General features: G+C 70.8%; 16 protein-coding genes and 1 tRNA gene. 3 read left to right on the top strand and 14 right to left on the bottom strand.

Features of this window, described 5'->3' with window-relative positions; genetic code table 11:
* Nucleotides 1–74: 74 nt before the first annotated feature.
* Nucleotides 75–563, bottom strand: a complete 489-nt coding sequence (locus ACZ58V_RS23210; protein ID WP_468196789.1) for a MarR family winged helix-turn-helix transcriptional regulator — start codon at nt 561–563, stop codon at nt 75–77.
* Between the two features lie 215 nt (nt 564–778).
* Here ACZ58V_RS23210 and ACZ58V_RS23205 point away from each other — a divergent pair, with 215 nt between their 5' ends.
* Nucleotides 779–979 carry a hypothetical protein gene (locus tag ACZ58V_RS23205; protein ID WP_328412956.1) on the top strand — a complete coding sequence of 67 codons (201 nt, stop codon included), beginning with the start codon at nt 779–781 and terminating at the stop codon, nt 977–979.
* A gap of 511 nt (nt 980–1,490) precedes the next feature.
* Here the strand turns inward: ACZ58V_RS23205 and ACZ58V_RS23200 are convergent.
* From ACZ58V_RS23200 to ACZ58V_RS23165, 8 genes are all read right to left on the bottom strand, one after another.
* Entirely contained in the window at nt 1,491–2,393 is a 903-nt protein-coding gene (locus tag ACZ58V_RS23200; protein WP_468196787.1) for an RNA polymerase sigma factor SigF, read from the bottom strand.
* A gap of 268 nt (nt 2,394–2,661) precedes the next feature.
* Entirely contained in the window at nt 2,662–3,528 is an 867-nt protein-coding gene (locus tag ACZ58V_RS23195; protein WP_468196784.1) for an RNA polymerase sigma factor SigF, read from the bottom strand.
* Nucleotides 3,529–3,706: 178 nt separating this feature from the next.
* Entirely contained in the window at nt 3,707–4,000 is a 294-nt protein-coding gene (locus ACZ58V_RS23190; protein ID WP_471291940.1) for a Dabb family protein, read from the bottom strand.
* A complete protein-coding gene (locus tag ACZ58V_RS23185) occupies nt 4,000–4,176 on the bottom strand; it encodes a hypothetical protein (protein ID WP_468196780.1) in 177 nt (58 codons plus the stop codon). The genes ACZ58V_RS23190 and ACZ58V_RS23185 overlap by 1 nt, the downstream gene beginning before the upstream one ends.
* A gap of 116 nt (nt 4,177–4,292) precedes the next feature.
* Nucleotides 4,293–4,377, bottom strand: a tRNA-Ser gene (locus tag ACZ58V_RS23180).
* Between the two features lie 45 nt (nt 4,378–4,422).
* Entirely contained in the window at nt 4,423–4,854 is a 432-nt protein-coding gene (gene tadA, locus ACZ58V_RS23175; protein ID WP_468196778.1) for a tRNA adenosine(34) deaminase TadA, read from the bottom strand.
* 56 nt (nt 4,855–4,910) lie between these two features.
* Nucleotides 4,911–5,447 (bottom strand): tRNA adenosine deaminase-associated protein, encoded by a 537-nt coding sequence (locus ACZ58V_RS23170; protein ID WP_468196776.1) that lies wholly within the window; start codon nt 5,445–5,447, stop codon nt 4,911–4,913.
* An 850-nt stretch (nt 5,448–6,297) separates the two neighbouring features.
* Nucleotides 6,298–6,531 carry a hypothetical protein gene (locus ACZ58V_RS23165; RefSeq protein ID WP_468197065.1) on the bottom strand — a complete coding sequence of 78 codons (234 nt, stop codon included), beginning with the start codon at nt 6,529–6,531 and terminating at the stop codon, nt 6,298–6,300.
* Between the two features lie 107 nt (nt 6,532–6,638).
* Here ACZ58V_RS23165 and upp point away from each other — a divergent pair, with 107 nt between their 5' ends.
* A complete protein-coding gene (gene upp / locus ACZ58V_RS23160; protein WP_189727300.1) occupies nt 6,639–7,274 on the top strand; it encodes a uracil phosphoribosyltransferase in 636 nt (211 codons plus the stop codon).
* A gap of 15 nt (nt 7,275–7,289) precedes the next feature.
* Here the strand turns inward: upp and ACZ58V_RS23155 are convergent, their stop codons facing one another.
* The gene (locus ACZ58V_RS23155) at nt 7,290–7,907 is read right to left on the bottom strand and encodes a LytR C-terminal domain-containing protein (RefSeq protein WP_471292682.1); all 618 of its coding nucleotides are present in this window, start codon (nt 7,905–7,907) and stop codon (nt 7,290–7,292) included.
* Between the two features lie 131 nt (nt 7,908–8,038).
* On the bottom strand, nt 8,039–8,335 hold the full coding sequence (locus tag ACZ58V_RS23150; protein WP_003999914.1) for a type II toxin-antitoxin system VapB family antitoxin: 297 nt from the start codon (nt 8,333–8,335) through the stop codon (nt 8,039–8,041).
* Between the two features lie 106 nt (nt 8,336–8,441).
* Between ACZ58V_RS23150 and ACZ58V_RS23145 the strand changes: the two genes are divergently transcribed.
* Entirely contained in the window at nt 8,442–10,061 is a 1,620-nt protein-coding gene (locus ACZ58V_RS23145; protein WP_468196771.1) for a helicase HerA-like domain-containing protein, read from the top strand.
* Nucleotides 10,062–10,096: 35 nt separating this feature from the next.
* Here ACZ58V_RS23145 and ACZ58V_RS23140 read toward each other — a convergent pair whose 3' ends face one another.
* The 3 genes from ACZ58V_RS23140 to ACZ58V_RS23130 form a co-directional block, all read right to left on the bottom strand.
* Nucleotides 10,097–10,228: a hypothetical protein gene (locus ACZ58V_RS23140; RefSeq protein ID WP_468196769.1), complete on the bottom strand. Its 132-nt coding sequence runs from the start codon at nt 10,226–10,228 to the stop codon at nt 10,097–10,099.
* 67 nt (nt 10,229–10,295) lie between these two features.
* Entirely contained in the window at nt 10,296–10,637 is a 342-nt protein-coding gene (locus ACZ58V_RS23135) for a hypothetical protein (protein WP_471291935.1), read from the bottom strand.
* A gap of 424 nt (nt 10,638–11,061) precedes the next feature.
* On the bottom strand, nt 11,062–11,655 hold the full coding sequence (locus ACZ58V_RS23130) for an HhH-GPD-type base excision DNA repair protein (protein ID WP_468196765.1): 594 nt from the start codon (nt 11,653–11,655) through the stop codon (nt 11,062–11,064).
* Nucleotides 11,656–11,698: the final 43 nt, after the last annotated feature.

Below are 11,698 nucleotides of genomic sequence, written 5' to 3'. Positions count from 1 at the left end.
TGTGCGAGCCTCCCCCGTGCTTGGCATGAGCCCGCACACCGGCTGGTGTGGTCGTTGCCATGGGCTTCCTTTTCTTACGTGCTTGCGGGTGTACGGGTGGTCTGTTCGACAGCGGGTGGTGCCGCCCGGGGCGCGGGCCGGCAGTCGAAGCTCTCCCGCAGCCGCGCCATCAGCTGCGTGAGCCGGCGGACGTCCTCGTCGGACCAGTCGCTCAGGCGCTCTTGAAGCACCTCGGTGGTTCGCCGGGACAGCTCGTCGAGCTGTGCGTCGCCCGCGGGCGTGAGGCGCAGGATGCGTGAGCGCTTGTCCGCGGGGTCGGGGGAGCGTTCGATCCAGCCCCGGTCCACGACGTGCGCGACATGGCGGCTGGTGACCGACATGTCCACCGCGAGCAGCTCGGCGAGCTTGCTCATGCGCATGTCGCCATGGCGGCCCAGCAGGGTCAGAACGGCCGCCGACCCGCCGGGGCATTCGGCCGGCATGATCCGGCCGAGCTCCCGCTTCACGGCACCGAAGGCACTGAACTGGCGGACCAGCTCTTCGTACTGCGCCCTCTCGGCCATGACACCTCCCGCTTTCGTTGCTTAGGGCAACCATAGGAGCTGTTGGTTGCTGAAGGCAAATAAAGGAGGTGAATGCGGCGCCAAAACTTGGCAAAGGCAAGTATTGCGTCAGTAAATGTGCTGGTGGCGAGGGTGGCGGTACCGGTCGTCCCGGGGCAAACGGAAGGCCAACCCCCACTTGGGGAGCCCCGGCGTTTTCGCTAGGGTCTCGGGCCATGGCTAACAACCAGGCCCCCCAGGGCAATCACGACCCTGCCGGCAACACCCAGATGTTCCGCGCGTTCGTCGACGAGGCACCGCAGGGGCGGCAGGCCGCGGCGACGTCCGCCGGCGGCGGCCCGCGCATCGGCCTCATCCTCGGCGTCGTCGTCGCCGTAGCGGTGGTCGCGGCGGTGGCTTGGCTGGCGCTGGCGTAACGCGCACGGCCGGTTTTCCAGTTGCTCGGCGTTTCCGCTGAGGTCGGGTGGATCCGCAACCCGCGAAGCGGGGTGCCTCCCCACTCTCGGCTTCGCTCGAGCGGGGGTACCCCCACCGCCCACCCGTGCCGCCCTGCGGGGACCTCCCAGGCCCTTAAGGCACCGGGGAGGCACGCATGCCCGCAGCCAGGGCAACCACGACGCGCCCGCACCCGCGCACGGCGAGAAGGGGACGTGTCGGGGGGTGTCCGCCCGCAGCGGTTGGCGCGTCAACGCCAGTCAGTCGGTCTCTCACCCCATCGCGCCGTTCCGAGGACGGACACCCCCCGACGCGGCCCCGACCCACGACGAAGCCGCAAGCGCACGCACGACGAAGCGGCAGGCGCCCTACGACGAAGCCGCAAGCGCACGCACGACGAAGCCGGCAGGCGCCCTACGACGAAGCCCAGGCGGGCTCGCGACGAAGCCGTAGGCGGCACCACGGCGAGAGTCGTGGGGCCGCCCCGGGGCGTCAGTCCGAGATCAGGCCTTCCCGCAGCTGCGCCAGCGTCCGCGTCAGCAGGCGGGAGACGTGCATCTGCGAGATGCCGACCTCCTCGCCGATCTGCGACTGGGTCATGTTCGCGAAGAACCGCAGCATGATGATCCGCCGCTCACGAGGCGGCAGCTTCGCCAGCAGCGGCTTCAGGGATTCGCGGTACTCCACGCCCTCCAGCGCGGTGTCCTCGTACCCCAGCCGGTCCGCCAGCGACCCCTCGCCGCCGTCGTCCTCCGGAGCCGGCGAGTCCAGCGAGGACGCCGTGTACGCGTTCCCCACCGCCAGCCCGTCGACGACGTCCTCCTCGGACACCCCGAGCACGGCCGCGAGTTCGGTGACCGTAGGAGACCGGTCCAGCTTCTGCGAGAGCTCGTCACTGGCCTTGGTCAGCGCGAGCCGCAGCTCCTGCAGGCGCCGCGGCACCCGCACCGACCACGACGTGTCGCGGAAGAATCGCTTGATCTCCCCGACCACCGTCGGCATCGCGAACGTCGGGAACTCCACCCCGCGTTCGCAGTCGAACCGGTCGATCGCCTTGATCAGCCCGATCGTGCCGACCTGGACGATGTCCTCCATCGGCTCGTTCCGCGAACGGAACCGCGCCGCGGCATACCGCACCAGCGGCAGGTTGAGCTCGATCAGAGTGTCACGGACGTACGCACGCTCGGGGCTGTCCTCGTCGAGCGCGGCCAGCCGCAGGAACAGGGAGCGGGACAGGGTGCGGGTGTCGATGGCGCCCGCAGCCGGCAGGGCCGGGACGGGCTCGGCCGCCGGTGCCGGAGCATCATCGATGGGGCCGAGTGAGTCGAGAGCATGGGGAGCTGTCTCGCTCTCCGCGAGCGTGAGCACCTTCGAGCTGCCCTGTTCTGCGGACATGCCACCCCCTTTGGGTCGCGGGACGGTCGCGGCGAACGCTCCCGTCTGAGGAACGCAGCCTTCACCTGAATACCGGAGCCGAAGCCCCGGCAAACGCGCTTCACGCAGAATGTCACATGTCGGCAACACGCTGTAGTGACATGTCGACATCTGAGACGCGAATAAGCCCTGCAAACAAGGGGTCTGACGGTCTTTCGGCCCTCAACTGCCGGGAACGGCCCTGATGAGCGATTCCCTCGCCTCGGTGACCTCTCGCTCCTGTTTGCGGTTACGCGTCGATCCTGTTCGCAGACCGCAACCGTTGGAAGCTACGCGCGAGTAGCCGCGAGACATGCATCTGCGAGACGCCGAGTTCCGCGCTGATCTGAGACTGCGTGAGATTGCTGTAGTACCGCAGCAGCAGAATCCGCTGTTCTCTTTCGGGCAGTTGTACGAGCAGATGCCGTACGAGATCCCGGTGCTCCACGCCGTCCAGCGCCGGATCCTCGTAGCCGAGCCGGTCCAGCAGCCCCGGCAGCCCGTCGCCCTCCTGGGCGGCCTCCAGCGAGGTCGCGTGATACGACCGCCCGGCCTCGATGCAGGACAGCACCTCGTCCTCGGTGATGCGCAGCCGCTCGGCGATCTCCGAGGTCGTAGGCGTGCGCCCGAAGGAGGTGGTCAGGTCCTCGGTCGCGCTGTTGACCTGCACCCACAGCTCGTGCAGCCGGCGCGGTACATGGACCGTACGGACGTTGTCGCGGAAGTACCGCTTGATCTCGCCGACGACCGTCGGCATCGCGAACGTCGGGAACTGCACGCCCCGGTCCGGGTCGAAGCGGTCGATGGCGTTGATGAGCCCGATGGTGCCGACCTGGACGACGTCCTCCATCGGCTCGTTGCGGGAGCGGAAACGGGCGGCCGCGTAGCGCACGAGCGGGAGGTTGGCCTCGATGAGCGCCCCGCGCACCCGGTCGTGCTCCGGCGTGCCCGGCTGGAGTTCCTTGAGCTGGCCGAAGAGGACCTGGGTGAGGGCGCGGGTGTCGGCGCCACGGCTCCGCTGGGGAGTCGCTTCCGAGGAGGGTGCCTGAGGCGCAGTACTGGCCAGCACGGTCAACTCCACCTCGTCATCCGTCAACCCGTCCGTCAACCGTTCCATCAAAAGCGGTCATAGCATCACAACACATGCGCACTGTGTGCAAGCACCCCATAACTACGTGTTGAGGGATGAATTACCGCGTACATGCGCTCGAGCGACGGAAGAGCCCTCCGTCGAAGCAACGGAAGAGCCCCCCGTCGAAGCGACGGGGGGCTCGAAGTCGTTCGGGTCGCGGGCGTCAGAACTCGTAGTCCGCGATCACCCACGTGGCGAACTCGCGCCACAGCGCGACACCCGTCTGGTGGTCGGGATGCTCCACGTACCGGCGCAGCGCGTCCGCGTCGTCGAAGGCCGAGTTGATGGCGAAGTCGTGGGCGATGGGGCGGTCGCTGACGTTCCAGCCGAGCTCCCAGAAGCGGATCTCGGGGATCGCGCCGTCGAGCGAGCGGAAGGCCTCGACGCCCTTCACGACGCGCGGGTCGTCGCGCTCGACGCCCTCGTTGAGCTTGAAGAGGACCAGGTGGCGGATCATCACTTTCCTCCGTTGGCGACCCAGGTGGCGAAGTCGCCGAGGGCACTGGCGGCGTCCGATACGCCCTGGAAGCCTACGAGGACGTATTCGGACGCTTTCTTCGGGTCCGTGATGATCAAGTACAGCACGAAGACCACGACGACGTAGACGGCGACCTTCTTCGCGTTCACCGCCATCGCGGCCTCCCTTGTCCCAGGTGTCCCATGCAGCGCACATGATCGCACGAAGGTCCGAGCGCACGAAGAGGCAGATCGCACGAAGGGCCCCGCCTGACGACGGGGCCCTTCTCAAGCGGTAGCGGAGGGATTTGAACCCTCGGTGACTTGCGCCACACTCGCTTTCGAGGCGAGCTCCTTCGGCCGCTCGGACACGCTACCGAGGGAGACCTTACAGCAAGGGGCGGCGTGCTTTGAAATCGGTATTCAGCGGCTCCGGAAGAACTCGGTGAGCAGCCGGGAGCACTCCTCGGCGAGCACGCCCTCGATCACCTCGGGCCGGTGGTTGAGCCGCCGGTCGCGGACCAGATCCCAGAGGGAGCCGGCCGCGCCGGCCTTCTCGTCACGGGCGCCGTAGACGAGACGGTCGACGCGGGACTGCTGGATGGCGCCCGCGCACATCGTGCAGGGCTCCAGTGTCACCACGAGGGTGCAGCCGGCGAGCCGCCACTGGCCGAACTCGGCGGCGGCCCGGCGGATGGCGAGGACCTCCGCGTGGGCCGTCGGGTCGCCGCCGGCCTCGCGTTCGTTGTGCCCGGCCGCGAGTACGGTCGTGCCGTCCGGCGCCAGTACCACGGCGCCGACGGGGACGTCCCCGCCCCGGACGGCCTCGGCGGCCTCGTCCAGGGCGAGTCGCATCGCGGGCCGCCAGGGGTCGCGTACCGGATCCGGCGGTCCCGGGCCGACGGGACCGGTCAGCGGACGGCCTCCAGGGTCTCCGAGGCGCCCAGGGACTCGGCGATCTCGGTGACGGCCTCCGTCGACATCAGGCGCAGCTCCTTCTCGCTGACGCCGAGGTCGTCGAGGATCTGGGGGTCGCCGACGGGGCCGTGCGGCACGGCGTCCGCCGATCCGGTGGCCCCGTCGCCGCCGTCGGCCTCGTCCTCGTCGGGTTCACCGTCCTCGGTGCCGTCGAGGTCGAGGGCGTCGAGGACGTCCCCGTCGTCCGGGTCGCGGCCGAGCAGTTCGTCGGTGAGCAGGATCTCGCCGTAGCTGCTGCGGGCAGCGGCGGCGGCGTCCGAGACGTAGATACGAGGGTCGTCCTCGCCGTCCACGCGGACGACGCCGAACCAGGCGTCCTCCTGCTCGATCAGCACGAGCACCGTGTCCTCGTCGGGGGAGGATTCACGGGCCAGGTCGGCCAGATCCGACAGGGTTTCCACATCGTCGAGCTCTGTGTCGCTCGCTTTCCACCCGTCTTCGGTGCGCGCGAGCAGTGCGGCGAAGTACACCGTGACTCTCCCACTGGTCAGAGGCGTGCCGGTTGGGGGTCCCCCCGGCGGAGGTTGAGGGCGGGGAGTGCTCGTCCGAGCCCCGCCCCCTCGGAATCGTGGCAGAAACAAGGCGTTCAGGGGACGTCTTCGGCACCCTGTGTCCGGCAGTTTTGATCGCACGCTCGTTGCCGCCACCTGCGGATCGTACGCGGCTTTCCCCCTCTCCACGCGCGGTCACCGCGACAATATCCGCGCGGTTCGTGATCTTCTCCAACGGTTTCCTCACCCGTTTCCCACCGGCGAAAGTCCCACGGTCGGACGCGCGGGTCCCCGGCGGCGAACGCGCCCGGGCCCTACCGGCGGAACGTGTGCCGGTCCTGCCGGTGGAACGCGTCCCGGTGCTGCGGGCGGACACGCGCGGTCCTGCGCGGGGGATGTGTCTGGCCCCAGGGGCGGACACATGTGGGACCACGGACGTGCGCGGTCATGGCAGCGAACGCGTCCGGGCTCCACCGGCGGACCGGTGGAGCCCCACGGCCGGACGAACCCGTCCGGGTTCCCACCGACCGACGCACGCGGGCCCCGCCGGTGGAACGCGTGCGCGTTCCGCGGGCCCCACCGGTGGAACGCGTGCGCGTTCCGCGGGCGGATGCGTCTGGGGCCCACTGGATGATCGCCACCGACGGGCCCGTCTGGCTCCTACGGGCGTACCCGTACGGTCCCGACGGCGGACGCCTCCGTGTGCCACCGGCGAACCCGTGCGGCGGCAACGCCGGACCCGTCCGGGTCCCACGGTCGGCCGGCGCGCGGGGCCTACCGATGGCAAGCGTGCGAGTCGCGCCGGTGGGTCCGGGTACGTGGGCCGGTGTCACCAGCGGAACGTGCGCATGCGCATGGCGTGTCGCAGGCGGGCCGTCTTGGCGCGGCGGGGCTGGACTCGGTCGCGCAGTTCGCGGGCCTCGGCGAGGTCGCGCAGGAAGCGGGCGCGGCGTCGGCGGCGCTCGGCGGAGGACACGTCCGGCTCGTCCGTCCGGCCGGCCGCCGGGTCCGCCCCGGGCCATGCGCGCGGCGACAGCTCTTCTCGGGAATCCCGGTCGGGCATCTGGCTCATCACCCCCAGTTCGTCCTTCCCCGCCTTCCCCCGGACGGGCGATTGACGCCGACAACGCCGTGCGGTCCGGGTCACCCGGCCCGGCTACTGTTGTGGACATGCGTCTCCACGTCGTCGACCACCCACTGGTCGCCCACAAGCTCACCACGCTGCGCGACCAGCGCACCGACTCCGCGACCTTCCGCCGTCTCGCCGACGAGCTGGTCACCCTGCTCGCCTACGAGGCCACGCGCGACGTGCGCACCGAGCAGGTCGACATCCGGACGCCGGTGGCCACGACCACGGGCGTCAAGCTCTCCCACCCGCGCCCCCTGGTGGTGCCGATCCTGCGCGCCGGGCTCGGCATGCTGGACGGCATGGTCCGGCTGCTGCCGACCGCCGAGGTGGGCTTCCTCGGCATGATCCGCAACGAGGAGACGCTCGAGGCCTCCACGTACGCGACGCGGATGCCGGAGGACCTGTCGGGGCGCCAGGTGTACGTGCTGGACCCGATGCTCGCCACCGGCGGCACGCTGGTCGCGGCGATCCAGGAGCTGATCAAGCGCGGCGCCGACGATGTGACCGCCGTGGTGCTGCTGGCCGCCCCGGAGGGCGTCGAGATCATGGAGCGCGAGCTGGCCGGCACCCCGGTGACGGTCGTGACCGCCTCGGTCGACGAGCGCCTGAACGAGCACGGCTACATCGTGCCGGGCCTCGGCGACGCGGGCGACCGGATGTACGGCGCGGCGGAGTAAGGACCTCCGAGCCTCTCAGCAGCCCTTCTTCGGCGTGGCAGCCGGCTCGGGCCTGGCCAGCTTGGCCAGGGCCCGGTCGGCCGCGGGCCTCTTCGCCAGGTCCGTGAAGCCGTCGCCGATGACGAGGTCGACCGCGGCACCCTTGCGGGCCGCCTCGGTACGCCGTTCGGCGTCCGGGAGCTGGGCGCCGAGCACGGGCAGCGACGTGCCGAGGGCTGAGGCGGGGCCGAGCAGCACGCCGGTTCCCTTGACCTTCTTGTCGTACTGCTTGGTCGCGTTGCCCACGTCGCCGATCTTGAATCCGCGCTTCTTCAGCTCGTCGGCGGTCTTCTTCGCCAGGCCGCCGCGGGTGGTGGCGTTGAAGACGTTGACCGTGATCGTGCGCGGCTCGGGCAGCGCCTTGGCGGCGGGCGAGGCACTCGCCTTGGTCCTGGGGGCGCAGTCCGAGCCGTTTCCGGCTGCCGAAGCCTTTCCGCCGCCGCCGGTGAAGACATCGATGAGCTGCAGCGTGCCCCAGCCGCCCACGCCGAGCACGGCGACGGAGGCGACGACCACGACGACAAGCCGCCCGCGCCGCCGGGGCCCCCGCATCCGGGGGTACTTGTTGCCCGTGATGCGGTACTTGCCGCCCATGCCGGGGGGAGTCAGCATGCTCATGAACGCAGCGTAGTGCGCCTGGGCGACGATGCCTACTAGATGATCATTCGACATCGCCCAGACGAACCAGACGAACCCGAAAGGGCCAACCCGTTACCGGTGGGGAGTCAGTCGAGTTCGAGCACGCGCGCGTGCAGCACCTGGCGCTGCTGGAGCGCCGCCCGCACCGCGCGGTGCAGGCCGTCCTCCAGGTACAGATCGCCCTGCCACTTCACGACGTGCGCGAAGAGGTCGCCGTAGAACGTCGAGTCCTCGGCGAGGAGGGTCTCCAGGTCCAGCTGCCCCTTGGTCGTCACGAGCTGATCGAGGCGGACCGGGCGCGGCGCGACGTCCGCCCACTGCCGGGTGCTTTCCCGGCCGTGGTCGGGGTACGGCCGGCCGTTTCCGATGCGCTTGAAGATCACACGGAAAGCCTACCGGGCAAGACGTTCCGGGCGCAGCCATGGCGCCGTAGTGCGACGCTGAAAAAAACCCCACAAGGCGGTACGAACCGGGAACAGGGGCGTGAATATGCCGGACCGCGAGACCATGCCGTCGGCCCCGGCTCCGGAAGTGTCGGAGCGCGCCGCCGCCCTCCCCCAGGAGGCCCTGAAGATCGCCTCCGGCTACGCCTTCCCCGGACCCGCCCTGCATCTGGGCGCCCTGCTGTGGGACGGGCGGTGCCTGCCGGACGCGCGGATCCGGGTGCCGCTGGCGATGCTCAACCGCCATGGCCTGATCGCGGGTGCCACCGGCACCGGCAAGACCAAGACGCTCCAGCTGTTCGCCGAGCAGCTGTCCGCCCAGGGCGTGCCCGTCTTCCTCGCCGACATCAAGGGCGACCTCTCCGGGATCGCGGCGCCGGGCCGCCCGGACGCCCGGGTCGAGGGCCGGGCCAAGGACGTCCACCAGCAGTGGACGGCGACGGGGTTCCCGGCCGAGTACTACGCCCTCGGCGGCATCGGCCGCGGCATCCCCGTCCGGGCCACGGTCACCGGCTTCGGCCCGGTGCTGCTGTCCAAGGTGCTGCGGCTGAACCGGACCCAGGAGCAGTCCCTCGCCCTGATCTTCCACTACGCCGACAGCAAGGGCCTGGAGCTGATCGACCTCAAGGACCTCAGGGCGGTCGTGACCTTCCTGACCTCGGACGAGGGCCGGCAGGAGCTGAAGACGATCGGCGGTCTGTCCGCCGCCACGGCCGGGGTGATCCTGCGGTCCCTGACGGCCTTCGAGGCGCAGGGCGCGTCCGGCTTCTTCGGGGAGCCGGAGTTCGACACCGCCGAGTTGCTCCGGACGGGTGAGGACGGACGCGGCATCGTCTCCGTCCTGGAGCTGAACGCCGTACAGGACCGGCCGCAGCTGTTCTCGACCTTCCTGATGTGGCTGCTCGCCGACCTCTTCCACGACCTGCCCGAGCTGGGCGACGTCGACAAGCCCCGGCTGGTCTTCTTCCTCGACGAGGCGCATCTGCTCTTCGACGACGCCTCCGAGACGTTCCTGGAGTCGATCACGCAGACCGTGCGCCTGATTCGCTCGAAAGGGGTCGGCGTCTTCTTCGTGACGCAGACCCCGAAGGACGTACCCGCCGATGTCCTCGCCCAGCTCGGCAACCGGGTCCAGCACGCCTTGCGCGCCTTCACCCCCGACGACCAGAAGGCCCTGAACGCCACGGTGAAGACGTTCCCGAAGTCGCCCTACGACCTCGAAGAGGTGCTGACCAACCTGGGGACGGGCGAGGCGGTGGTGACGGTGCTGAGCGAGAAGGGCGCCCCGACGCCCGTCGCCGCGACCCGGCTGCGCGCGCCCGAGTCCCTGATGGGTCCGGTCGGGCAGGAGGCCCTGGACCGGGCGGTCGAGGAGTCGCCGCTGTACGAGCGGTACGCCCGGGCCGTGGACCGGGAGTCGGCGTACGAGCGGCTGACGGACGACCGGGGCGGCCAGGATGACCGGCGCGGTCGGGGGGCGAAGGGGCCGGACGAGATGCGGGACGCGGCCACCCCGGTGGAGGAGGAACGGCCGTCCGCCGTGGAGCAGGTGGTCGGCAGCGGGGTGTTCAAGTCCCTGGCCCGGTCCGTGGGGACGCAGATCGGGCGGGAGATCACGCGGTCGCTGTTCGGGACGGCTCGGCGTTCGGGGCGGCGGAGGCGCTAGTTCTTCTCTGTGCCGCCTCCGCCGCCGCGCGTGGATCAGCCGCGTTCTCGTTCCTTCGAGGGCTGCTGCGGCTTCTGCCTGTCCGGCTTGGAATCGGGCTTGGGGGCGTTGCGGACGGCCTCCGCGCGCAGCAGGGCGCGCAGGACCGCGTACGGGTCTTGAAGCATGGCTGTTCCTCGTCGTTCCTCGTCGTTCCTGTTCCGTGCGGGGCTGAGGGACCGGTGGCCGGTCCGGTCAGCAGCGCAGGACCTCGGAGCGGAGGGGGCGAGGGTCGTGCGGCGGGCCCGGCGGTACGGGCACGGGGCGCGGTGCGGTGTACGCGGGCCCGGGGGCCGGGAGCGGGGCGGGGCGCAGCGGGACGGCGGTGCGCCGGGCGGCCCGGGCCGACGGGCGCAGGGCGGTGTCGAGGACGTCGCACTCGACGGCCGTGCTCTCCCCGGAGACGGTGGCCGTCGGCCCCGTGTACGCCTCGGCGTGCGCGCCCGGCAGGAGCAGGGCGAGCAGCAGGACGAGCACCCGCGGCCACGCCTTCCGGCGGGTGCCGCGGGGGACCGGCTGCGGTGCGGCGGGGGTCACGGGAGGTCGTTCCCCGTCGCGGGTGGGGTGTGACCGTGAGGCATGATCCATGCTCGGACCGGCCCGGAGCGACCCGCCACCCGGGACGGGCCAGGAGGCTGACGCCTGCCTGCCTGCCTGCCTGTCGGGGCGGGCCGGGAGGTTGAGGCCTGGGTGTTGGGGCGGGCCCGGGAGGCTAACGCCTGCGTGCCTGCCTGTCGGGACGGCCGGGAGGTTGAGGCCTGGGTGTTGGGGTGGGCCGGGGCCTGACGCCTGTCACCTGGGGTGGGCCGGGGCCTGACGCCTGTCACCCGGGGCGGGCCGGGAGGCTGACGTCTGCCTGCCAGGGCGGCCCTGGAGGCTGGTCACCCAGGACGGCCCTGGAGACTGGCGTCCGCCACCCAGGACGGCCCGAGAGGCTGACGTCTGCTTGGCCGGTGGGCTGCTACTGGCCGGCGGCCTTCGCCGCCTTGGCCGCCGCCTTCATCTCCTGCTTGTGCGCCCGTACCTTGACCAGCGACTCGGGGCCGGTGATGTCGGCGACGGAACGGAAGGACTGCGGCTCGCCGTACGCGCCCGCGGCCTCCCGCCATCCGTCCGGCCGCACCCCGAGCTGCTTGCCGAGCAGGGCGAGGAAGATCTGGGCCTTCTGCTTGCCGAAGCCCGGCAGCCCGGCCAGCCGCTTCAGCAGTTCCTTGCCGGTGCCGACGTCCTTCCAGACGGCCTCGGCGTCACCGTCGTAGTGCTCGACGAGGTACTGGCAGAGCTGCTGGATCCGCTTGGCCATGGAGCCCGGGTAGCGGTGCACGGCCGGCTTCTGCGAGAGCAGCGCGGCGAAGGCCTCGGGTTCGTGCGCGGCGATCTCGTGAGCGTCCAGGTCGTCCGTGCCGAGCCGCTGGGCGATCGTCGCCGGACCCTTGAACGCCCACTCCATCGGAACTTGCTGGTCCAGCAGCATCCCGACCAGTGCGGCGAGCGGACTGCGGCCGAGCAGTGCGTCGGCCTCGGGGTCCTGGGCGAGGTGAAGGGTGACGTCCATGCCCCGATCATCCCCCGGTCCGGGCCAGGCCGCGTCCGCAGCC

The organism is Streptomyces sp. NPDC040589, from assembly GCF_055594445.1.
Note: the sequence above shows the minus strand (reverse complement) of the source record. Positions and strands in the feature narration are given on the sequence as shown.